16 protein-coding genes and 1 pseudogene are annotated in these 23927 nt (G+C 59.5%); 9 read left to right on the plus strand and 8 right to left on the minus strand.

Annotation, left to right across the window (positions count from 1 at the left end):
- The first annotated feature begins 138 nt into the window (after nucleotides 1-138).
- The 3 genes from AR689_RS17635 (at nucleotide 139) to trxA (ending at nucleotide 3349) form a co-directional block, all read left to right on the plus strand.
- On the plus strand, nucleotides 139-1800 hold the full coding sequence (locus tag AR689_RS17635; protein WP_062072202.1) for a hypothetical protein: 1662 nt from the start codon (nucleotides 139-141) through the stop codon (nucleotides 1798-1800).
- A gap of 230 nt (nucleotides 1801-2030) precedes the next feature.
- On the plus strand, nucleotides 2031-2987 hold the full coding sequence (gene trxB, locus AR689_RS17640) for a thioredoxin-disulfide reductase (RefSeq protein WP_062072204.1): 957 nt from the start codon (nucleotides 2031-2033) through the stop codon (nucleotides 2985-2987).
- 35 nt (nucleotides 2988-3022) lie between these two features.
- Nucleotides 3023-3349, plus strand: a complete 327-nt coding sequence (gene trxA, locus AR689_RS17645) for a thioredoxin (RefSeq protein WP_021473158.1) — start codon at nucleotides 3023-3025, stop codon at nucleotides 3347-3349.
- Nucleotides 3350-9565: 6216 nt separating this feature from the next.
- On the opposite strand, the gene AR689_RS17650 is transcribed toward trxA, so the two are convergent.
- The 8 genes from AR689_RS17650 to rpmH form a co-directional block, all read right to left on the minus strand.
- Nucleotides 9566-10813, minus strand: a complete 1248-nt coding sequence (locus AR689_RS17650) for a ParB/RepB/Spo0J family partition protein (protein ID WP_062072205.1) — start codon at nucleotides 10811-10813, stop codon at nucleotides 9566-9568.
- Between the two features lie 67 nt (nucleotides 10814-10880).
- On the minus strand, nucleotides 10881-11936 hold the full coding sequence (locus AR689_RS17655; protein ID WP_231745579.1) for a ParA family protein: 1056 nt from the start codon (nucleotides 11934-11936) through the stop codon (nucleotides 10881-10883).
- An 88-nt stretch (nucleotides 11937-12024) separates the two neighbouring features.
- The gene (gene rsmG, locus AR689_RS17660) at nucleotides 12025-12675 is read right to left on the minus strand and encodes a 16S rRNA (guanine(527)-N(7))-methyltransferase RsmG (RefSeq protein ID WP_062072207.1); all 651 of its coding nucleotides are present in this window, start codon (nucleotides 12673-12675) and stop codon (nucleotides 12025-12027) included.
- 6 nt (nucleotides 12676-12681) lie between these two features.
- Nucleotides 12682-13221 carry a Jag family protein gene (locus AR689_RS17665; RefSeq protein WP_062072209.1) on the minus strand — a complete coding sequence of 180 codons (540 nt, stop codon included), beginning with the start codon at nucleotides 13219-13221 and terminating at the stop codon, nucleotides 12682-12684.
- Nucleotides 13221-14198, minus strand: a complete 978-nt coding sequence (gene yidC / locus AR689_RS17670; RefSeq protein WP_062072211.1) for a membrane protein insertase YidC — start codon at nucleotides 14196-14198, stop codon at nucleotides 13221-13223. The genes AR689_RS17665 and yidC overlap by 1 nt, the downstream gene beginning before the upstream one ends.
- A gap of 16 nt (nucleotides 14199-14214) precedes the next feature.
- Nucleotides 14215-14550, minus strand: coding sequence for a membrane protein insertion efficiency factor YidD (gene yidD / locus AR689_RS17675; protein ID WP_208097097.1), 336 nt, complete (start codon nucleotides 14548-14550; stop codon nucleotides 14215-14217).
- 79 nt (nucleotides 14551-14629) lie between these two features.
- A complete protein-coding gene (gene rnpA / locus AR689_RS17680; protein WP_062072214.1) occupies nucleotides 14630-15040 on the minus strand; it encodes a ribonuclease P protein component in 411 nt (136 codons plus the stop codon).
- Between the two features lie 41 nt (nucleotides 15041-15081).
- On the minus strand, nucleotides 15082-15219 hold the full coding sequence (gene rpmH, locus AR689_RS22825; protein ID WP_011776797.1) for a 50S ribosomal protein L34: 138 nt from the start codon (nucleotides 15217-15219) through the stop codon (nucleotides 15082-15084).
- Nucleotides 15220-15684: 465 nt separating this feature from the next.
- Here rpmH and dnaA point away from each other — a divergent pair, with 465 nt between their 5' ends.
- From dnaA to gyrB, 6 genes and pseudogenes are all read left to right on the plus strand, one after another.
- Nucleotides 15685-17103 (plus strand): chromosomal replication initiator protein DnaA, encoded by a 1419-nt coding sequence (gene dnaA / locus AR689_RS17685; RefSeq protein WP_024818846.1) that lies wholly within the window; start codon nucleotides 15685-15687, stop codon nucleotides 17101-17103.
- Between the two features lie 575 nt (nucleotides 17104-17678).
- Nucleotides 17679-18803, plus strand: a complete 1125-nt coding sequence (dnaN, locus tag AR689_RS17690; protein WP_062072216.1) for a DNA polymerase III subunit beta — start codon at nucleotides 17679-17681, stop codon at nucleotides 18801-18803.
- An 8-nt stretch (nucleotides 18804-18811) separates the two neighbouring features.
- Nucleotides 18812-19729, plus strand: a pseudogene (gene gnd, locus AR689_RS17695) (phosphogluconate dehydrogenase (NAD(+)-dependent, decarboxylating)); the annotation flags it as partial.
- A 23-nt stretch (nucleotides 19730-19752) separates the two neighbouring features.
- Nucleotides 19753-20946, plus strand: coding sequence for a DNA replication/repair protein RecF (gene recF, locus AR689_RS17700; RefSeq protein ID WP_062072220.1), 1194 nt, complete (start codon nucleotides 19753-19755; stop codon nucleotides 20944-20946).
- A complete protein-coding gene (locus tag AR689_RS17705) occupies nucleotides 20933-21487 on the plus strand; it encodes a DciA family protein (protein ID WP_062072222.1) in 555 nt (184 codons plus the stop codon). The genes recF and AR689_RS17705 overlap by 14 nt, the downstream gene beginning before the upstream one ends.
- A 336-nt stretch (nucleotides 21488-21823) precedes the next feature.
- Nucleotides 21824-23902 (plus strand): DNA topoisomerase (ATP-hydrolyzing) subunit B, encoded by a 2079-nt coding sequence (gene gyrB / locus AR689_RS17710; RefSeq protein WP_062072224.1) that lies wholly within the window; start codon nucleotides 21824-21826, stop codon nucleotides 23900-23902.
- Nucleotides 23903-23927: the final 25 nt, after the last annotated feature.

Here is a 23927-nt window from a genome sequence, read left to right on the forward strand (position 1 = left end):
CCGGTGCCGCCAACACGGGCGGCGGGCGTCAATCCGTTAGGCTAGAAACGAATATAGGTAGTTGCAAAAGAGGTTCAACCGGCCAGCCGGGTGAGCTACGAGCAGGACCGCAGCTGCCGGACAGCCTAGGAGGAACACGTGTCCCACCCGATCGACGTCGGATCAGTACTTGGCGGCCGCTACAAGGTCACGGCCAATGTATTGACCTCGCATGACCAAGATCAGGTGCTCGACGGCGTGGACCAGGTCCTCAACCGTCCCGTGAGCATCCTTGTTGCCGGTCCTGGAAATGCTGAGCAAGTAGCCCAGAGTGCCCGCGAAGTGGCCACAGGGGAGCGGCCAGGTCACGTTCAGATCCTGGACCTTGGCATCAGTGAGAACACCACGTACCTGATCACCAACCACAGCACCGCCGCTGATCTGCTGGACCTCGTGGTGGCCACCAACCCGCCGTACATCGAGCCTTTCTTTACGGAGACGCTCGGAAGCGAGATCTTCGGCCAGCCCCGGACCTATGAGCCTGAGACGTACGACGGCCTGTATGAGGATGACGAGCACGACGCCGAATACATTCAATACGACGAAAACGGCTACCCCATCGCGTCGGAGTACGACGACCAGCCCGAGGCTGACCCTGCCGCACCCGCCCGCACAGCGCCGCATGTACCGCCCATGCCCTCGTCTAGCCCGTCGTCTCCTAAGAGCGGCATCGCGGGCAAGCTCGCCGCGGCCGCTGCCGGCGCCGGAGCAGCCGGCGTTGCCGCCGCTGCAGCGCTGAGGAATTCCGGCTCCAAGAACAACGACGCCGGTGCTGCCGCCGGCGATGGCGGGAGCACGGCGCCTGCTGCTTCCCAACCTCCCACCCAGGCCGTCTCGTCGCAGCCTGTGAGCCGCGAGCCAGCCCCTCGTGAGTCTGTCAGCCCTGAATCTGCTGAGAAGCCCAAGGTTTCACTGTGGTCCGAGGAAGACTACGGGTTTAGGGACCGCGACGCAGGTTCCGGTACGGCTGCCGGCGCGGCCGGGGCTGGTGTTGGAAACTCCGGCAACGACTCCAGGTACGATCGCTCGGCTACCAACTTCCCGGCGTCGTCCGTTGCCGCCGGCGACTACGCAGATGGTTACACGGACGAGGAAGTCTATGAGGACGAGGCTCCGGAGAAGGAACCACGTTCCCTTCGCTGGCTTGTAGGCGGCCTGCTCGCCGCTGTTCTGGTAGTGGGACTCGTCCTTGCGGTAACCAACCTCGGCAGTCTGCTGCCCAGCGGCACTCCGGCGGCACAGAGCACCTCCGCCCCGCAAACCACTGCCTCGGAAACCGAAGAGCCTGCTCCCACGGAGGCTCCGGCGCCTGCCACACCGCCGGAAATTGAAGAGATCACCCGACTCGGTGATTTCCCCTTCGCGGCTACCTACGACAAGGACCTGGCGAGGGCCTTCGACGGCAACGCTGCAAGCTACTGGTCGGACATGGAGTTCGCTACCGCGAACTGGGGTGGACTTTTCCAGGACATGCCGCTGGTGATCAAGCTCAAGGAAGCTACGGAGGTCAAGTCCGTAGTCCTCAACCAGCTTGGTGGATCCGGTGGCAGCATTAGCGTTTACACCAACGATCGTCCTGCCATGGATGGCGCAAAACTGGTGGGAACCAACAGCTTCACCTCACCTGAACTGACCATGCCGCTTGCCGCGCCGACGCAGACCCAGTACGTCATCGTGGTCATCAGCGCCCTGCCTAAGCTGGCTGCCCCGAAGACACGATTCGGATTCGGTCTTCGCCTCGCCGAGGTCACCGTCCAGTAACCCCACCCAACTAAGTCGCAGTTGAGGTCGTTTTGATTCGTCAGAACGGCCTCTTCTGCTACTCACTTTGGCGTCACCGCTTTAGATTCGCCACGCCTCCAGACGGTACCCTGAATGATGGTGGCTTTTAGGGTCCCCAACTCCAACGGAATATTTGGAACGCAACAGGGGTTGAGTCAGATGGCTGCCCCGAGAGCCGCAGCATCGACTAAGGAAGAGGTTCACGCCACGTGAGCATTGCAGAAAACAGCGCATCGCAGGTGCGTGACGTCATCATCGTAGGTTCAGGCCCTGCTGGCTATACAGCCGCTGTTTACACCGCCCGTGCCAACATGAAGCCTCTGCTCATTGCCGGTTCGGTCACCGCTGGTGGCGAACTGATGAACACCACGGACGTGGAAAACTACCCGGGCTTCCCCGAGGGCATCATGGGCCCGGACCTGATGGAGAACTTCGAAAAGCAGGCCGCACGTTTCGGTACCGAGATCCTCTTCGAGGATGTCACCGAGTTGGACCTCGACGGCGACATCAAGACCGTGACCATCGGTACGGGGGAGACCTTCCAAGCAAAGGCCATCATCCTGTCCACCGGCTCGGCATACCGCGAACTTGGTCTGGCCAACGAAAAGCGCCTGTCCGGTCACGGTGTGAGCTGGTGTGCAACCTGCGATGGTTTCTTCTTCAAGGACCAGGACATCGCCGTTATCGGTGGTGGCGACTCCGCAATGGAGGAAGCACTGTTCCTGACCAAGTTCGCGAAGTCCGTCACAGTGGTCCACCGCCGCGATACCCTCAAGGCTTCCAAGATCATGGGTGACCGCGCGCAGGCTCACGAGAAGATCAACTTCGTCTGGAACACCGCCGTCGAAGATGTTCTCGGTGGTGACAAGGTCACTGGCCTGAAGCTGAAGAACCTGGTGGACGGTACCGAGTCCGAACTCGCTGTCACCGGCGTGTTCGTAGCCATCGGCAACGACCCCCGCACGGACCTGATCAAGGGCACGGTGGATCTGACCCCCGAGGGAACCATCGCCGTGGAGGGCCGCAGTTCCCGGACCAACATCAAGGGTGTCTTCGCCGCGGGCGATGTCATCGACCCCACCTACCGCCAGGCCATCACGGCTTCGGGTTCGGGTTGCGTGGCCGCCCTCGATGTTGAGCACTACCTCGCAGACCTGAACTCCTAAAGCTGCATCCACGCAACCATACGAAGGGAAAAGTTATGAGCAACGCTAAAGACGTCACTGACGCAAGCTTCAGCACTGATGTCCTGGCTTCCGAGAAGCCGGTCATCGTGGACTTCTGGGCAGAGTGGTGTGGCCCCTGCCGCAAGCTCGGTCCCATCCTCGACGAGATCTCCGTCGAGTACGGCGACAAGGTTGACGTCGTGAAACTTAACGTCGACGACAACCCCGCCATCGCAGCCGAGTACGGCATCACCTCCATCCCCGCCGTGTACCTCTTCAGCGGGGGAGAAGTGAAGAGCACTGTCATCGGCGCCAAGCCGAAGCAGTTCTTCGAGAAGGAATTCGCAGACGTCCTTTCCTAAGCCTCCGTGCTTAGTTGAGTTTGCCCAAAGCCGGCGGTTGCTGCTCCACAGGGAGCGGGAGCCGCCGGTTTTTTGTGCCAAAAACTGAATTGAACCGAAAACAGTCACTTATAGCATGATCTTGGCCTCAGCGGGCTCCACTCTCGTCGATGAGTGCCAGAAGACTTCTCCCTACCTGGGGTAGGGGGACGTTGGCGTCTTTAGCCATCCCTTGCCCTCCGTTCCTCCGGCTGGCAGCTCCGGCCCACTGACCCGAAATTCCTCTCCTCAACAGACGGGTCGATGCGTGCCCAGTCCGGACACGCATCTTCTTTGGCAGGATCAGTGACACGTCAGCTGAGCCGCGCTTTAGGAGGTTGGTGACATGTCAGCCCAGCCGACACTCGTGTGCGCACCGTGTTGTGTCCCATGAAGCCTGCCCGACGGCGAGTGCCCAACGGGAGTGGCTTCGTATGCACTGAAATGGACCTTTCTGCAATCATCGCGGCCGAACGTTCCCGAAGGGAACTCCAAGGGGTGCTCCTGCATTATGTGTGGGCCCGCGACCCTACAAGGACCTTCCCCTGGCTTCACGTCCAGGTACCAGTACCTCGATCTTCGCCTATGGCCAATTTGGGGTCTGCCCTGTCTGTCGAGCAGTCTTGTTTCACGTGAAACACAACAGATATCGCCTCAATGGCTGTACCCGGAGTGGCGCGGATGAGAAGAAGACCGAACGTGTATGCGGCGCAAACACCCACCGGGGGTGGTCGACTCAGGAGGCGCTGCATGTCACTGATCTGCAGACGCGCACTTGTGAGCTACACGTGGAGCCTTGAACAGAACCCATCTGTCTGGGACTGCTGATAATTAGTCCAAATCTGACTGAATCAGGGCAACGAAGATGGGAATGAAGGGTGCTGTGCCAATCCGATCCAGTTCCCAAGCAGCCACCCAATCTCGGCTATTTGACCCGAACGAGCCCGCGCCACTGACGGCAACTGACTTCATCCCCCCGAATTTGGCTTCCCCGTCTGCATGAAATCCGCTGTCGAACGGACCCGAGGGCTCCTGTAGCTCGTGTCGCAGTCCATTCTGGTGCGCCCTGAGGTGTAAGCCGTGACTCTGCTCCGAGGACGTCTGGGGCGCTTCCAGAGGCTTGGACGCACCCCCTCCGACTCTAGGTGCCCAGCATCCTCAGTGACACTCATAGCCGGAGAGTCTGGGGTAAGAGCACCCCGCCCGGGGCACTGATCAACTTTCGAAGCCTACATCTACAACTGTCTAGCACCGGCTATCCAACTAAACGCACATCACCACCAAACCGCATATAGACAGCGGATACCAAGCTCGCAGGAAGAACCGTGCGCAGCATAGAACCAGCGTGCGGCAGTGTCTGCCCCTGCCTAGCCAGGTTCAAACGTCTGTCATCCGGGATTGGCCGGCCAGAATCGCACCGCGTCGTATTCCACCTCAACCCACGCACTCTCCCAACCGCAAACAAACACGTCCGCAACAGCCGGCCAATACCGCACTCAGGCGGCCTTCACGCCGGAACGGAGCGCCAGCACCGGTAGGACTAGGACGGACTGCAACCCCGCGCGCAGCACAAAGGTACAACTCCCAAGCTCTTACCGTCCCAATGAACGACGAGCCACCGCCCAATGGGAGGCGCTCCAGTTAGGACCCAATTTTTCAATACGACGGCGAACGTCAGCATCACCCCAGTGTGGACCTACCCTTAAGTTTGGGTCCATAGCTTGGAATCCAGGGGAGTGTTTCACGTGAAACATGCACCTGCAAATGGCCATCTCGCCAGTTATTCCGTAGCTTCGTTGAAGCTGGCTCTGGCTCACCAAGGGCCTTTGGTGTCACCTATGTCCACACCGCCATATCCCCGGATCACCCTCAAAACGGAATTCTCAACAGACCTTGATACCCCGCCTGGCCAACAGGATGGAGCATCTGAAGTTCCCTGCCCTCAGCGTTTCGCTTACTGTGGCATCCTCGCCATAGAACAGCGTCTGGCCTGCCAACCCGCGGGCTGATCGCGAACGGGGCCAACGGACAATGAACCAGCCGAGGTGATCGGTGCCCAGTGGATCGCTAACAACAATAGAACTACGCAGCTGCGGTGATCCTCCCCTTCCCTCGACAACCGGGCCCCGGTGGCGGGACTACCTGTGCAGCTCCAGAATCGACACCAACGCATCCAACCTAACCTTGATATCACTTCACTCGGACCCGGGGCATACGCAGAGAAGGGCCCCTTAGCGATCTGCGCATTGCGAACCTAGCCACGCGGAGAATCGAGAGTGAAGGACAGCCCTTTCGGCAACGAAGGGTGGGTCGCGATCATCGCCGAAGCAGCTCCTGCTTCCAGGCCGCAGTTGGCATGGGACGTCACCGTCCGTAAAGACTGCTGCTCCTTTGTAGAGCCTGATCTTCCACGACCTGTGTCCGCTGTGTCTTGGCAGCGCCTCACGCGGGTACTCTGGCAACCACTAGAACATTGACCGTTTCACGTGAAACAGTCCGGCCCCTTTCACGTGCAACTGTCAGGATAGTCGGGGCCGTTTCACGTGAAACATACTGGCCCTCTCCGCAGCCACTGACCCATGCGGCGACGCAGGAATCATGACGTCCTCCCAATGGGTCCAATGGGTGATCCGGTCCTAGAGGGCCGCAGTACCCTTTCCAGCCCAGGGCGCTGGTGTGGTCACCAAAGTCATTCTCATCGGCTGTCACTATGGTCCATGCGCCACGACCTCAGAACCGGCGGCTAGGACGCATATCAAGATTCATCGGGGGAGTGACATCGATCGACTAGTCTCTGGCTGTCCCCGTGACCGCTGCAGCGGGAAATTGGAACTGGCTTAAGCACGCCCAATCCCCGCGACATCATCGCCCGAAGATCGGTCGATACATCGGATGAATGCATTGCCTCGTCGGAAGGCTCATCGTTCGATGACTGTGGATGCGTCCGCATCAATGAAAGAGTGAGTCAGCTGGGGCTTTCCCTCTTCACGGAAGGGTCCACTCTCCACATCATGACTGAAGACCAAGTGGCACAGAGTCCGGTGCGTACGCCTCGACACGTCTCCCATCCAAACGGGCCGACCCGAAAATCATTGGGGAACCACACAGAAGCTACGGATAATCCACACTCTTATCCACTGACTTATACACAGCGTTATCCACAGGCTTATCCACTACGCATGACGTTGCCCACATCTACGCTTCAGCGCGATCAGAGATCTTGGATTGGGGCCTCCAACTACGCCCTCGAAAGAGCATCGACTCAGATCCTAAGGGTGAGCTGGTGATTGGGGCTAAGTTGTGCAAAAGCAATGCAAATTGGGCTATCAGGGGCATCCGCATGCGTGAAGTTCGCCTGGGCTCCACCTGAGCGACAGTGTTCGACTCTGTAGTAGTCGACGGCACTCGACTACGGTGATGAAGTGGTTACGGACCGGGGAGAGGAACGATGGGAACGCAATGCGCATCCACATAGTTATCCCCATAGTTATCCACAGCGATATCCACCGTCTTATCCACCGGCTATAACAAGGCTTTTGACCACTCGCTCACTCGGCGGTACGCCCGAGAGAGCCTTGTTTCACGTGAAACATAATCTCCAACTTTGCTTCCTCAGGCAGGGTCCATTGGCGGCCTGCGTACACACAGCGTTGGTTCAGCGTCGAGTCCTAAATTCGTCTTAGGTGGGCGCCGGCCATCCCGAGAGCTCAGCTTCAGAGCATGATCCCCAACATCAGAGCATTCGTGGGCGACGTCACTGTTGGTCCACGAAGTTCCTCCTCATGTCCCAGGGCGCATCCAACCCATCAGCGGGCCTTCAAACATGATCCATGCCGACCCGTGGTGGTCTTGCGCTAGCCCTCCATTGACTAGCGCACGAGAAGGAATGGCTTGACCCTCAGTCATCATGCATCTCCAGGGAGACTCCTTGCCCTGGTAGACACAGGGTTCGAAGTAAGGGTTACAGTCCAACGTGTCTCCTCTTGCCTGCCCTCTCACGACATCGCAGGATCCTTTGACGAGACCTTCCACTCCGCCTCCGACAAGAGTGCGCATGTTTTTCGCCAACACTTGAGGCCCGCCCTATGCCACAGCTCCTGATACTTCGGTGCGCTGCAGCGGCGGCTGGCAACTATCGACGGTGCCCTGTGCGCACCGCTCCTGCCATCAGTGACCGTGCACCGACAGGAGAAGGAAGGCTACGTCCGAACCATCGGTCGTATGAACGAGTAGTCCCGATCCCTCTCAGGGCCCAGGCCCAGCATCGTGCTCGCTGTCGGACTCCAACATGTGCCGTTCTGTAGGCGAGCTAAAGGAAGGCACCTCAAACGTTCACCGGGGGACCGGTGAGGTCTGCCAGGCGATGAGTCATGAGCCATGTGCTCATAAGTACATCCACAACGTCTGGAGGCCGCAGGTAAGCGCGTCGATCTCGAAGGTGCACTGGCGGCCAGCGACAGCGGGCGAGTTCCCTCACGACCAGCGTCCATGCACTCGACGACGCCGCCGCACAAACATCAGCCCTGTCATCAGAGGGTCCCTCATCAGGAATGTCCGGAACTTACAGGGTAGGAAAGCGTCGTCCGATCCGTATCTTTCGTTCAGCACGGTTATGGAACCCAGGCCTTTCAGCCAACGCATTCTCACGGTGTAGGTGCACAGGGGGAGCTAACGGCTGCAAGGAGCTATGGGTTGCTGGGAGCTGTCGGCCCGGGCAGGTGGAATCCAAGAAGCCAAGATTCCTGCGAAGTGCATACTCGCCGCAGCTCCCAGCAGTGAGGTGCAAGGCCAATTGAGCAGTGTGTGGTCGAGTCCGTCGCCGCTGACGTGTCAGAATCATACGGAGGCCACATCGAACCACGCCTATATGCGGCTTCAATGGGCGAGAATGCTGCCGCGGGCCAGGATTTGCGACGTACGAGAGCGCGAGTGTTTCACGTGAAACTGTGAGCACATCTCGCAGGCAGCGCTCCCTTCCAAGGCAACTGCGACGTCTGTCGGCAACAGAAGTCACCGGACCGATTCATTGCGAATCACCACACCAGCTAGAGCTTGGTCCCGCCCCTCCTCGGAAATATCCTGAAGAGATTCATAGGGCCTGTTTCACGTGAAACATTACCTAAGCCATCGGCCGAGTCACCACACGCGAAGGCGAAGGCAGCCGCGGCGGTGTGTCGATCTGCAGGACCTTTAGTGATCAACGAGCACCCTCTAGTCTCTTGTAGTTGATGCAGCCTCACAGAAGCCTTCCCATAGGAACCTGCGGATGTGGGTCCGAACTCGCTTCCATGACCGTCACACCTGAATGGCCACCGCCTATTAGAACCAAACGGGGCGAAGTCTAGCTCGCACTCTACGGGAATTCTCCAAGATGATGCGCGGAGGTCGCTTACGCACACCCCGAAAGCAGTGTATTTGCACGCTAAGGCCTCGAAAAGGGTCCTCATCAACCTTAGATCGGCATCTTGAGACTCCACCACGCCGCGACGGCACGACAGCACGGGGCTACACACTGAGCCCTAAGGAAGCTGCGATCCGCATGTTTCACGTGAAACCAGCTGACGAAAAAGCGAAGTCCGTCTGCGCTCCGTCATTGGCCGTACTCGTCATAGCGTCTCACCAGAAGAGGGGCCACAGATTATCGACTGTCGGAACTTACCGGCGGTTCCTGCTCAACTCGGCCATACGTACCGAGACAGTGCATCCTTAGTAGAGCGCAGCCTCCAGTAGGTCGCCATTTGGACGTTCTGTGGGCATCACACCTCTCCTTGGGCATACGGCGCACATACGGGGGACTCAAGCCTCCCCATAGCTCAAAGACACGGCCCTGGAAGACGTACCCCGTCGCATAGGCCCACCGGAGTGCGGATGTGAGCGAACGCCCGTGCACCGTTGTCTAACAAGCGTGGGGCTCACTGGCATCCCTGCCCGAGCTTCCTAAGAGCAACATATGGGCATCTGCATCAGAATAGAAGCGTCCCATTAGTGGAAGTACGTCGCCTAGTCCCAATGTCCACCCAATGTCCTGACCAAGGTTGTTCTCCCGCTGCCCCACGACATCGCCGCAAACTCAGTTTCACTTGAAACATCATGCCCACTGCAGCGGTCCGGAGAATAGGGCGAGTTGCGTTCGAAGAGGCGAAACTACAAAAATGGGGCCCACACTGTGTGTGAACCCCATTCAATTGAAAAGCGGATCTAGTCCTCGGAGCCTGGTCCGAGAACATCCATAATTCGGTTGAGATCCTCAACGCTGGCAAACTCGATACTTACTCGGCCCTTGCGTGCACCCAAAGTGATCTTTACGTTGGTGTCCAAGCGGTCCGACAGCGAAGATGCCAGATAGTCCAGGCGTTCATGCCTTGCATTCGGTTTGGGGATGCTGCTCTTAGCCGGCGTGGTGGGATCCTGGTAGAGAGCAACCGACTCCTCTGTGGCCCTGACTGACATTCCCTCAGCCACGATCTTCTGCGCCATACGCTCCATGGCGGCAGCGTCCGGGAGTGCGAGGAGAGCACGTGCATGCCCTGCGGACAGGACACCGGCGGCTACACGGCGCTGAACCAACGGCGGAAGCTTGAGCAAACGCAGCGTGTTGGAGACCTGCGGACGGGAGCGACCAATCCGGTCGGCCAGCTGCTCGTGTGTGGTTCCGAAGTCTTCCAGAAGTTGCTGGTAGGCCGCTGCTTCTTCCAGTGGATTCAGCTGGCTGCGGTGGAGGTTTTCCAGCAGGGCATCGCGGAGAAGGTCGTCGTCCGTAGTGTCGCGGACAATCGCAGGGATTGTCTCGAGTCCAGCAGCCTGGACTGCACGCCAGCGACGTTCGCCCATCACCAGCTCATACGGTTCTCCACCCTTTTCGGTTGAAGTACGTACAACAATTGGCTGGAGGACGCCGATTTCGCGCACAGAGTGCACGAGCTCCGCCATGTCGTCTTCATCGAAGACCGAACGTGGCTGTTTGCGGTTGGGATGGATGTCGCCTACCGGGATCTCGGCAAACCGAGCCCCGGGAACTTCTACAAGCTCCACCTCGGGAGCGGACTGAGCCGCTGGGACGGATGCGGCGGCAGACGTCGTCGAACCTGCCGCGTTGGCGGCTGTCTTCGCGGCAGCGGATTTGGAACCGGCCACTTTGCTCGCAGTCTTCGGCGGTGCAGCAGTTTTAGCAGGGGAGGACTTAGTCGCCGCGGATTTCGAGGGTGACTTGGCAGCACGGGCGCCACCTGCTGAGGCTGCGGCTGAAGGTTCTTCAGTAGCCGGTTTGGAATTGGCAGCACTCGACTCATCCAGCAAGGTCTCGACGGTGGTCTCCGCTGTCTTCCTCGCCTCTGGAAAGAACAGATCCACGGGACGAGACGGTGCAGCCCCATTCCCCTGGGCCGCAGCCGAGCTAGGAATGAGAGCCCCAAGACCCCTGCCGAGGCCCCTTCGCTTTTCGCTCATTGATTCATCCCTCCGATGGAATAGCCGAGCACGGATCGGCCCAAGCTGTTGCAGTGTTTCAAGAATTCTAGCGTTCCGCGATTTCGGCTGCGGCTTCCATGTAGGAAAGCGCGCCGCTCGAAGAGGGATCGTACGTCATGACTGTCTGCTGGTAGCTGGGAGCCTCGGAGATACGCACCGAGCGGGGTACCACAGCACCCAGGACCTGGTCAGGGAAATGCTGGCGAACCTCGGAGGCGACCTGTGCCGCCAAGTTTGTGCGGCCGTCGTACATGGTCAAAAGGATGGTGGAGACCACCAAGTCAGCATTGAGATGCTTTTGGATCATCTCAATGTTCTTGAGGAGCTGGCTCAGCCCTTCCAGTGCGTAGTACTCGCACTGGATGGGGATAAGGACTTCACTGGCGGCGCAGAACGCGTTGACCGTCAGCAACCCAAGGCTGGGCGGGCAGTCGATGAAGATATAGTCCAGGCGACCGTCGCCGTCGTTTGCCCGTTCCTTGGCGTAAACGTCTATGGCGCGGCGGAGTCGCTGTTCGCGGGCGACGAGCGAAACGAGCTCAATCTCAGCGCCGGCCAAGTGGATGGTCGCCGGTGCGCAGATGAGATTGGGAATGTCAGGGCACGGGGCCACAACGTCCTTGAGCGGAAGATCGTTAATGAGGACGTCGTAAATACTGTCTACGTCTGCGTGGTGCTCGATACCCAGGGCGGTGGATGCGTTGCCTTGGGGGTCGATGTCGATTACCAAGACGTTGAGGCCGGCTGACGCCAAGGCCGCAGCAATGTTCACCGTAGTGGTGGTCTTGCCAACGCCGCCCTTTTGATTGGAGACAGTGAAGATGCGGGTCTTTTCGGGCTTGGGCAGTTCCCTGCCGATCAACCGTTCGCGCCTGCGGGTCTCATTAGCCAGTTGACGGGCGATGGGGCTTGAATCATCGATGGAATCCATGACGTTGCGCACTCCATCTGAGGCGGTTTCACGTGAAACGGCAGAATTATCAACCGAATCAGTGCGCACGATCGCAGACTGAAGAGATGCGGAGGGTGTAGCCATGGCCCGCGCCGACCCCAACGACATAAACGGGGGGATTCGCTGCGTGGAGGTTTCACTACTGCCCACTGGTCACACTCTCACTCTCATTCGGCGCTTTGCTGCCGTTCTCTAGCCTAACCGCTCAGCCGCCGACACGCGGGAAACCGAGCGGGACCTACGCCGTCTTTCCGGGCTTGTTGACGATGATCCTCACCACGGTGGTGGGTTCTTCCAAAAGCTCCTGTCCGCAAACCACAACTGATGTGTCCACGCCACCAAGTTTGCGGATGACCTTCTTTGCCTTCTCGATCTCTTCGGCGGCACTGCGTCCCTTGATGGCTACTACTTCGCCATGGCCATTCAGAAGTGGGATGGTGAGACCAGCCAGATTCGAGAGTGCAGAAACGGCACGGGCGGTCACAACATCCGCGTCCACCATTCCCACTGCGAGCTCAGCCCGCGTCCTCATGATGGTGACATTATCCAAGCCAAGGTCATCCACAACCTCTTGGAGCCAGATGACACGGCGTTCCAAGGGTTCAATCAAGGTCAGCTCGAGGTCGGGTCGGGCAATAGCCAGGCAGAGGCCCGGGAGGCCGGCACCGGATCCGACGTCGGCAACGTGGCTGTCCATGGCGATGGCGGACTCAATGACTGCACAGTTCAAAACGTGGCGGCTCCACAGACGCGGAATCTCGCGCGGCCCTATGAGCCCGCGCTCGGTACCCGAGGTAGCCAGATGTTCCACATAGCGCTTGGCAAGATCCAAGCGCTCCCCAAAAATCTTCTCTGCCGCTTCCAGTTCAGCTGCGGTGATGTCAACCATGAGCTGCTAGTCGGCCGAAACGACGATGTGGCGGCCTGCGCCTTCGCCTTCGGACTCTGAGACGTATCCGAGGTCAGCCACAGCGTCATGGACGATCTTGCGCTCGTAAGCGCTCATCGGTTCCAAAGCCACTGTTCCGCCGTCGGCCTTAACCTTGGCCGCGGCATCCTCAGCGATCTTCTGAAGAACGCCGGCACGCTCCTTGCGGTATCCGTTGATGTCCAGGACGAGGCGTGAACGGCTCTCCGTGGCGGACAAAACCGAGAGGCGTGCCAGTTCCTGCAATGCTTCGAGGACTTCGCCATCGCGCCCTACGAGGCTGTCCAACGCTGCAGACTCTTCATCAGCACCGATGGAGATGTACGTGCGTCCGTTGCGGACTTCAATGTCGATGTCACCGTCAATGTCGGCAATATCAAGGAGTTCTTCGAGGTAGTCGGCGGCGATGTCGCCTTCTTCTTCCAAGCGGCTGGCCGTCTTGGACTGCGTCTCTTCCTGGTCTTCAGTCACAGGGGCGATAACTTCTTCAGTGCTCTCGGCAGACATTACTTCTTCTTCCTGTTCTTACGTTGTGGCTGGACGCGCTGGGCCCGGATTTCGGCTGCTGCCGCAGCAGCGGCTTCGGCCTCAGCGGCTGCGTCCGCAGTCTTCTTGCCACCCAGCAGCGGGGGGAGGCCCTTGGCGGCACGGCGCTCCTCCAGTGCCTTTGCGGCAGGGGAACCCGGGGTGGGCATACGGCGGATGACAAAGAACTGCTGGCCCATGGTCCAGAGGTTGGTGGTGGTCCAGTAGATGAGGACACCGATGGGGAAGTTGATGCCACCGATGCCGAACACGAGCGGCAGGATGTAAAGCATCATCTTCTGCTGGCGCATGAACGGGCTGGCCATGGCCTCTTCGGACATGTTCTTGGCCATGATCTGCTTCTGCGTGATGAACTGCGAGGCCGTCATGGCAACGATCATCACGATGGAGAGAATCCAGACTGCAACCTCGTTGCCACCGGCACCACCGTGAAGCAGGGAAGCAGACAGCGGGGCACCAAAGATGCTGGATTCATCGAACTGGACAACCTGGTCGGCGCTCATTGCGCCGATGCCCTTGCCGCTGTTGCGGGCCGCGGTGATACCGGACAGCACCTGGAACAGTGCGAAGAAGAACGGCATCTGGATCAGCATCGGCAAACATGCCGAGAAGGGGTTGGTGCCGTGCTTCTTGTAGAGCGCCATCTGTTCCTGCGCCATGGCCTGGCGGGACAGCTGGTCGGTTTTGCCCTTGTACTTGGTCTGAAGTTTCTTCAGGTCAGGCTGCAGCAGCTGCATACCGCGCTGGGCTTTGATCTGCTTGACGAAGACAGGAATCAGGGCAGCGCGGATCACCAACACGAGGCCGATGATGGAAAGAGTCCACGTCCAGCCGTTAGCGGCGGGCAGGCCAATGAAGCTCAGTCCCTCGTGGAAGCCAACCATGATGATTGACACCAGCCACTTGAACGGAAACATGATTGTTTCAAAGAAGTCCATACGATATCCCTATTCGTTAGGCCGCAGAGCGGCCTTCTTCATCAGCCTGAACAGCCAGGAACTGGTCCGGATTGTTCAGTACAACAATTGTGGGCGTCCGGCCTTCGGGCCAGTGACGATGGCCGGCGGGGACATGGTCCACTCCACCGGCATTCCAGGGGTGGCATTTGGCGAGCCTTTTGGCTGCGAGCCAGCTACCCTTCACGGCGCCATGCACCGTTACCGCTTCCAGCGCATAGGCGGAGCAGGAGGGAAAGAAACGGCAAACCTGGCCGTACAGGGGCGAGATGACCTTGCGGTACGTCTTCAGCAAAAGAATAAGGATGTTGCGGGGCAGCTCCCAGAGGAACATGCCTACCGCCGCCGGAAGGCTCCGATGCGGAACCTTCGCGGAGGGGTCGCTTGAGGAAGGAACGACGGCGGTGCTTATGTCATGCACGCGGTGTCCCTTCCGTAGTGGTGCCGATGTGTTCAGTCGAAGCGTTGCGTTGACCTGAGCCACTCAATCGCTTCGTCGTCACTGCCAGTGCGGCGTTGTAGTCCGAGAGCAACTGCTCCCAGCTGGCTGTTGCAGCTGCGGGCAGCGCCCGGACCACTACCGCCAGACCCGTTCCATGCGTATGCAAGGACAGGGCGCCTGCTTCTCTCAGTCTCCTCTTAACGAGGTTCCTGGTCACGGCGTTCCCGACGGCTTTGGAGACAATGAAGCCGATTCGACTCGGCTCCCCAGCCCCTATAGGGGCCGTATATAACACTAAGTTCCGGCGTCCATTGCGGACGCCGGAACGTACAGTTGTTGAAAAGTCGGTAGACGTCCGCAGACGGTTAGGGGTGGCTAGCACCGTCGAACCCGCAAAAAGACCCTGACCGACAAGTCAGTTATTTACGCCGACAGTTCGACGCGGCCCTTGCCGCGACGGGCAGCCAGGATGGCTCGGCCGGCACGGGTGCGCATACGAAGGCGGAAGCCGTGCTTCTTGGCCCGACGGCGGTTATTCGGCTGAAAAGTCCGCTTGCTCACGTTAGTTACTCCAGTGGATCAAAGGTGCGCCCACCCGATCAAAAAAGGGGAAGAACTGGCCGACGCTAAGTTTTGTATGTGCCTGCCGCCGTTGCCTCCCGCACGGTGAACGTACGGAGTTACAACTGATCTCAAAAGCGGACACAAAGGACTTCACAACGTTAGGGCAAAAAGGCACCCACAGTCAAACCGGGAGCCTGCCGCGAAGCTATCCACAGCTGTGCCAAACTCCTGGTGGCAGCCTGTGGATGAAGTGGCTCACAGGCCGCTTTCACGAACCACAACGGTGTAATTATCCACAGGCAACTTCCCAGCTATCTTCTAGCGATTTCATCCCCTAGAGTGGCTCAGTAGCCCAATGTCCACCCGCTGTGTATAACTCTGTGGATTATTGCCCAGAACAGCGCGGCCGGAGAGACTTCGGCTGCCAGCAACGCCGGCAAGCAAGTATTTAGGAACTGATTGATGACAGTAGACGAAGCCAACCACGCCAACACTGTCGGAAGTTCCTGGCGTAGGGTGCTGAGCCTTATGGAACAGGACGACCGGGTCTCACCCCGTCAGCGCGGTTTCGTCATCCTCGCCCAAGCACAGGGCCTTATCGGTTCAACCTTGCTGGTGGCCGTCCCGAATGAACTCACCCGCGAAGTCCTCCAGACGCAGGTCAAAGATGCCTTGGATGACGCCCTTCGCAACGTTTTCTCGGACGACATCCGCTGCGCGATCGACGTGGACACCGATCTGGTTCCCGTCCACGCGGAGCCGGAACCCGTCGTCGAGCTTTCTGCTGTTTCCGACTTCGCCGAGCCGAAGCCGCAGCCCACACCCCCGAGTACCTCGCATGAATTCGGGCGCCTGAACCCGAAGTACATTTTCGATACCTTCGTGATCGGTTCTTCCAACCGCTTTGCACACGCTGCGGCAGTGGCTGTGGCGGAAGCGCCGGCGAAGGCCTACAACCCGCTGTTCATCTACGGTGATTCGGGTCTCGGTAAGACCCACTTGCTCCACGCGATTGGTCACTATGCCCGCCGGCTCTACAGCGGGATCCGGGTCCGCTACGTGAACTCCGAAGAGTTCACCAACGACTTCATCAACTCCATCCGCGACGATGAAGGCACCAGCTTCAAAACCACGTACCGCAACGTGGACGTGCTCCTGATCGATGACATCCAGTTCCTGGCGGGCAAGGACCGGACCCAGGAAGAGTTCTTCCACACGTTCAACGCCCTGCACAACGCCAACAAGCAGGTGGTCATCACCTCCGATCAGCCGCCCAAGATGTTGGCCGGCTTCGAGGACCGTATGACGTCCCGCTTCGAGTGGGGCCTGCTGACGGACATCCAGCCGCCCGAACTTGAGACGCGCATCGCCATCCTCCGCAAAAAGGGCCTCAGCGAAGGTCTTTCCGCGCCGGATGACGCACTGGAGTACATCGCTTCCAAGATCTCCAGCAACATCCGGGAGCTCGAGGGCGCACTGATCCGCGTCACGGCATTTGCGAGCCTCAACCGGCAGCCGGTGGACGTGGCTCTTGCGGAAATGGTTCTGAAGGACCTGATCACCGACGACGGTGCCCAGGAAATCACGGCGAAGCAGATCCTGGATCAGACGGCGGACTACTTCAAGCTCAGCATGGAAGAGCTCTGCAGCAAGTCCCGCACACGCACTTTGGTAACGGCCCGGCAGATCGCCATGTACCTGTGCCGCGAGCTGACGGATATGTCCCTGCCGAAGATCGGCCAGGAGCTCGGGGGCCGCGACCACACCACGGTCATCCACGCGGACCGCAAGATCCGCGAGCTGATGGCGGAGCGCCGTGTGATTTACAACCAGGTGACCGAGCTGACAAACCGGATCAAACAACAGCAGCGCGACTCCTGAAATCCACATCGCGTCCGCCACTACATACCTTATTAACAGGTACATGTGGATAAGCCTGTGGATACTTAAGGGGACAAGCGCGCTTAATGGGCTTAAAACCCTTAAGGCATCTGTGGATCGTTAAAAACCGGCCTGGGAGTTGTCCCCATCCACACCCTGTTTAAAACCCAGTTAACACACAATCCGTGAACAGGGCTTAACCGCGGAACTGCGGGGCGAGATCGAGTTATCCACAGTTTCCACAGCAGTTATTAACACTACGAATCCCAAAAAATTGAAATCCCTCAAATAACAATCTCTTCCCGTCGCCCGTCCCCACCCGCAGATGGCAGGCCACGAGCCCGGCCAAGGCCGGCCCGCGGCTATCCACATACGAGGGGGCCGGCCCGACGGGGATGGGTTAATCGCGGATCTTCCGGCTAAGCTGTCAGCAGCGCTCCCATCCTTGGGTCTGTTTGTAGTTCGCTCAGTGCGGACCATGCAGGTTCCGGTGCCGGACTGCGAAGATTTAGCGGCTTCCAAGCAGGAATCCGCAGCTACTACATGGCAGCAGCAATGAAAGGCGGCACCCTTCCGTGAAGTTCAGAGTCGACCGCGACGTCCTGGCAGAAGCCGTTACGTGGACCGCGCGGTCGTTGTCTCCGCGGCCGCCCGTACCAGTGCTTTCCGGCCTTCTCCTCAAAGCCGAGGCAGGAACCGTCAGCCTCTCCAGCTTCGATTACGAGACATCGGCGCGCTTGGAAATCCCGGCAGATATCGCTGTTGAAGGCACCATCCTGGTGTCCGGGCGTTTGTTGGCAGACATTTGCCGCAGCCTTCCCTCCGCTCCGGTGGAAGTTGAAACCGACGGAAGCAAAGTGACACTCACGTGCCGCCGAAGCAGCTTCCACCTGGCCACCATGCCCGAGGCCGAGTACCCGGCCCTCCCTGCTCTGCCGGCCATCAGTGGAACCCTGCCTGGCGACGCCTTTGCCCAGGCCGTATCCCAGGTGATCATCGCGGCGAGCAAGGACGACACCTTGCCTATCCTTACGGGCGTCCGCATGGAGATTGAGGATGACCTCATCACGCTTCTGGCCACGGACCGCTACCGTTTGGCCATGCGCGAAGTCCCTTGGAAGCCTGTAACACCGGGGATTTCCACCAGCGCCCTGGTCAAGTCCAAGACCCTGAACGAAGTAGCCAAGACGCTTGGTGGCAGCGGCGACATCAACCTCGCCCTTGCCGACGACGACAGCCGCCTCATTGGTTTCGAAAGTGGCGGACGAACCACCACATCGCTCCTGGTGGACGGCGACTACCCCAAGATCCGCTCGCTTTTCCCGGATTCAACTCCGATCCACGCAACGGTCCAGACCCAGGAACTGGTTGAAGCGGTTCGCCGTGTATCGCTTGTTGCCGAACGCAATACTCCGGTGCGGCTCGCCTTCACCCAAGGTCTGTTGAACCTCGACGCCGGTACGGGTGAGGATGCGCAGGCTTCCGAGGAGTTGGAAGCCCAGCTTTCCGGTGAGGACATCACCGTGGCCTTCAACCCGCACTACCTGGTGGAGGGCTTGAGCGTGATCGAAACCAAGTACGTCCGCTTCTCCTTCACCACCGCCCCGAAACCGGCCATGATCACTGCCCAGGCTGAAGCAGATGGCGAAGACCAGGACGACTACCGCTACCTCGTGATGCCGGTCCGCCTCCCCAACTAACCGGCAGCCTCCCGCCACCTTCGCAGAAAAGAGTTCACACCGTGCACATCGGACTGATCGGCCTTGGAAAAATGGGTTTCAACATGCGCGAACGCATGCGGAACGGTGGCATCGAGGTCACAGGTTTTGACCGGAACCCGGACGTCACGGATGTCGCTTCAGTAGATGAGCTGATCGCCGCCTTGCCGACTCCGCGAATTGTGTGGGTCATGGTACCGTCAGGCGCCATCACAGATGCGGTAGTGACCGAACTTGGTGAGAAGCTCAGCCCCGGTGACATGGTGATCGATGGCGGCAACTCCCGTTTCACCGAGGACCAGAAGCACGCAGCAGCCCTCACTGAAAAGAGCATTCGCTTTGCCGATTGCGGTGTATCGGGCGGCGTGTGGGGACTCCAGAACGGTTACGGCCTGATGGCTGGCGGTGCTGATGAAGACATCGAGCTGGCAATGCCGATCTTCGATGCCCTCCGTCCTGAAGGCGAAAGGGCTGACAGTTTTGTCCATGTTGGCGGTGTTGGCGCGGGCCACTACGCCAAGATGGTCCACAACGGCATTGAGTACGGACTGATGCAGGCTTATGCCGAAGGCTACGAATTGCTCGCAGCCAAGGACATCGTGAAAGACCTTCCCGGCACATTCCGTGCCTGGCAGAAGGGCACGGTTGTTCGTTCCTGGCTCCTGGACCTCATGGTCAAGGCACTGGACGAAGATCCGGGTCTTGCCTCGATTGACGATTACGTTGAAGATTCCGGCGAAGGCCGTTGGACCGTGGAAGAAGCCATTGCCAACGCAGTGCCCGCGCCTGCGATCACGGCTGCGCTTTTCGCCAGGTTTGCATCGCGTGAAGACAACTCACCGGCCATGAAGATGGTTTCGGCCCTGCGCCATCAGTTCGGTGGACACGCCACCCGTCCGGCCAACTAGGCCGCAGGAGTCCTGCAAACGGCGTGTATCTCGAACATCTTTCGCTGACGGATTTCCGCAGCTACGCACAGGTTGACCTGAAGCTTGGCCCCGGTGTGACGGTCCTGGTGGGTTCCAACGGAATCGGCAAGACCAACCTGATGGAAGCCATCGGGTATTTGGCCACGCTGAGCTCCCACCGTGTGAGCACAGATGCGCCCCTGCTCCGTTTCGGTACCGAGCGCGCGATGATCCGGGCCAGACTCGTTCGTGGAGAACAGTCGACGGTCATCGAGCTTGAGATCAATGCCGGCCGGGCCAACCGTGGTCGCATCAACCGGAGCAACCCGGTCCGCGCCAGGGATATTCTCGGAATCTGCCAAACGGTGTTGTTCGCACCCGAGGACTTGGCCTTGGTCAAGGGAGATCCTTCGAACCGTCGTCGTTTTTTGGATGAGCTTCTGGTGAGTCTTGTTCCGCGCCATGCTGCCACCCGAAGCGACTACGACCGGGTTCTGAAGCAACGCAATGCCTTGCTCAAATCCGCACGGGCCGGCAAGTTCACGGCGGGGCATGAGGCAACTTTGGATGTCTGGGATCAGCACATGGCCCGTGCCGGTGCAGAACTACTCCATGCCCGCCTTGAACTTGTGGAACGATTACGTCCCCACCTGAACAACGCATATGCGCAGCTCACCGACGGGTCAAAGGACGCCGGGGCCGTGTACCGCTCAACCATTCAAGGCGTACTTGACGACGACGGCGGTCCGGCCGACCACGGAACGGAACCTTCGGCGTCGGTTGATGACCTCCGGCTGCTGTCCGTTGATGAACTCACGGAGCGTTACATCCAGGCGTTCGCGGCTTCCAGGAAAAAGGAACTCGAACGGGGAATCTCTTTGGTGGGTCCGCACCGGGATGAACTGGAACTCGTTTTGGGACAGGCACCGGCAAAGGGTTATGCCTCCCACGGTGAAACGTGGTCCATGTGCCTCTCGCTGCGCTTGGCTTCCTACTACGTAATGTTGGACGACGCCCGTACGGGTGGCACCGCTCCGATCCTCATCCTGGACGATGTTTTCGCTGAATTGGATGTCCAGAGGCGGCGTAAACTGGCTGCAATAGTCGCCGGTGCGGAGCAAGTACTGGTGACCGCCGCCGTCGACGCCGATATCCCCGAGGAGCTGGCCGGACGGCGCGTAACCGTTGTTCCGGGAGGCATCGATGGCGAAGGATAGCCGCGAGGGACTTCAACCCGGCCGTGAACCGGATGAAATTGATGCTGCCCAAGCGGCGTTGAACCGCATGCGGGAGGCCGCGGCTGCCCGCGGCGAAGTACGGCAGCGTGCGCCGAGGCCGGGATCTGCTCCCAAACGTAAGGGGCTCCGGGATACCAGGGGCTTTGCCCAATTCCACGGCAGTGGCCGGGATCCTTTGGGCTTGGGAAAAGTCGTAGGCCGCTTAGTGGCCGAACGCGGTTGGACGTCGCCCGTGGCCGTTGGCTCCGTCATGGCGGAGTGGGAGACGCTGGTGGGCCCGGATATTTCCGCTCACTGCACGCCGGAGAGCTTTACCGACACCACCCTTCACGTTCGTTGCGACTCCACGGCCTGGGCCACCCAGCTGCGGTTGCTGAGCACCAGCCTTCTGGAGATGTTCCGCAATGAACTGGGCGAAGGGGTGGTCACCAGCATTCAGGTGCTGGGACCTTCGGCTCCAAGTTGGCGAAAAGGCGGACGCAGCGTTAACGGTCGAGGACCGAGGGACACGTACGGCTAAACGGCGTGCAGGGCGTTTCAACGCCCCTGAGTCGTATAGGCCCCCGTCGGGACCACCGTAGGGCCATTGAAGATAGGGCCAGTGGTCTCCCATGGCCATATTCAGCTGTCGGCTGCCCCCGTATTTGCAAGGATTTATGGGTTTCCACGATAGAATTGGCGTAGATCACTGAGCGCCGGAGAAACGTCGTCGGGTCCTGAATCCACTCCTGTGGCATCGCGGACCCGGTCGTCGGAGTAACCGGCGCAATCAGTCACGTGCCCGTTGGCGGCCGCGGTTAGCCGCGGGCAGCTCCGGGAACGGCCGACATCGAGTACAGAGGAGTCGAAAGCGCCTGTGGCTAACGACAATGCAGAGACCTTGGCAGTAGAGCCCGAAGAGGAGACTGTACCCAAGCCTGACACGCCCGCGGAGGCGCCCAGGGAGTACGGTGCCAGCGACATTACCGTGCTGGAGGGCCTCGAAGCCGTGCGTAAACGCCCCGGCATGTACATCGGTTCAACCGGTCCCCGCGGCCTGCACCACCTGGTTTACGAAGTGGTGGACAACTCTGTTGATGAGGCGTTGGCTGGTTACTGCAGCCACATCGAAATCACGCTCCGCGCTGATGGCGGAGTGCGCGTGGTGGACGATGGCCGTGGCATCCCGGTGGATATTCACCCGACCGAGGGCAAGCCCACTGTTGAAGTGGTCATGACCATCCTGCATGCCGGCGGCAAGTTCGGCGGCGGCGGTTACGCCGTTTCCGGTGGCCTTCATGGTGTGGGTATTTCCGTAGTTAACGCTCTGTCGCGCAGGGTTGACACGGAAGTCCGCCGCCAAGGCCACGTTTGGCGCATGACCTTTGCCGACGGCGGCAAGCCCCAGGGTGAACTCGTCAAGGGAGAGGCTACTGACGTCACGGGGACGTCCCAGACGTTCTACCCGGACGGCACCATCTTCGAGTCCACCGAATTTGATTTCGAGACGCTTCGTGCGCGTTTCCAGCAGATGGCCTTCCTCAACAAGGGCCTGCGGATCACCCTGACTGATGAGCGTCCGGTCAACCGTGACGGGGATGATGATCTCGATCTGGATGCCGTGGCAACCGAAGGTGAAGTAGCCGCTGAACACCGCACCGTGGTGTACCAGTACCCTGACGGCCTGCTGGATTACGTCAAGCACCTGAACTCTAACAAGAAGGTTGAAGTCGTCCACGAGGACGTCATCGCTTTCGAAACCGAAGACACCGAGCGGCACATCGCCGTCGAGGTCGCCATGCAGTGGACCACCGCTTACTCGGAAAGCGTCCACACGTATGCAAACACCATCAACACCCATGAGGGCGGAACGCACGAAGAAGGCTTCCGTGCCGCCATGACCTCGCTGATCAACCGTTATGCGCGCGAGAAGAGCATCATCAAGGAAAAGGAAGACAACCTTACCGGTGATGACATCCGTGAAGGTTTGACCGCCGTGATTTCCGTGAAGCTTTCCGAGCCGCAGTTCGAAGGCCAGACGAAGACCAAACTGGGTAACTCCGAGGTCAAGGGCTTCGTCCAGCGCGTTGTCACGGATCAGTTGGGTGACTGGCTGGAACGGAACCCCGGCCCCGCACGCGACGTGATCCGCAAAGCCATCTCGGCTGCCCAGGCACGCATGGCCGCTCGCAAGGCCCGCGACAATGCACGACGGAAGAGCCCGCTGGAGTCCTTCGGCATGCCCGGCAAGTTGTCTGACTGCTCGTCCAAGGATCCTTCGCGCTGCGAGGTTTACCTTGTGGAGGGTGACTCGGCTGGCGGTTCGGCCAAACGTGGCCGTAACCCGGAGACCCAGGCCATCTTGCCGCTGCGTGGCAAGATCCTGAACGTGGAGCGCGCACGCCTGGACAAGGCCCTGGGTAACGCCGAAGTCCAGTCCATGATCACCGCCTTCGGTACAGGCATCGGCGAGGACTTTGACATCAGTAAGCTTCGTTATCACAAGATCGTCCTGATGGCCGATGCTGACGTCGATGGCCAGCACATCACCACCCTGCTGATGACGTTGTTGTTCCGCTACATGCGCCCGCTGATCGAGAACGGCTATGTCTACCTGGCCCAGCCGCCGCTGTACAGGATCAAATGGTCCAACGCCGCGCATGATTACGTTTACAGCGACCGCGAACGCGATGAAACCATCCGCAAGGGTGCATCCATGAACAAGCGCCTGCCCAAGGACAACGGTATCCAGCGTTACAAGGGTCTCGGCGAAATGGACTATACGGAACTGTGGGATACCACCATGGATCCGGATCGTCGGACGTTGTTGCAGGTCACCATGGATGACGCGTTGGCCGCTGATCAGACCTTCTCCGTCCTGATGGGCGAGGACGTCGAGTCGCGCCGTAACTTCATTCAGCAGAACGCCAAGGACGTCAGGTTCCTCGATATCTAGGGCCCGCAAAGGCACCGGAATATTC

Origin of the sequence: Arthrobacter sp. EpRS71, assembly GCF_001512285.1 — a bacterium.
Classification (GTDB): domain Bacteria; phylum Actinomycetota; class Actinomycetes; order Actinomycetales; family Micrococcaceae; genus Arthrobacter.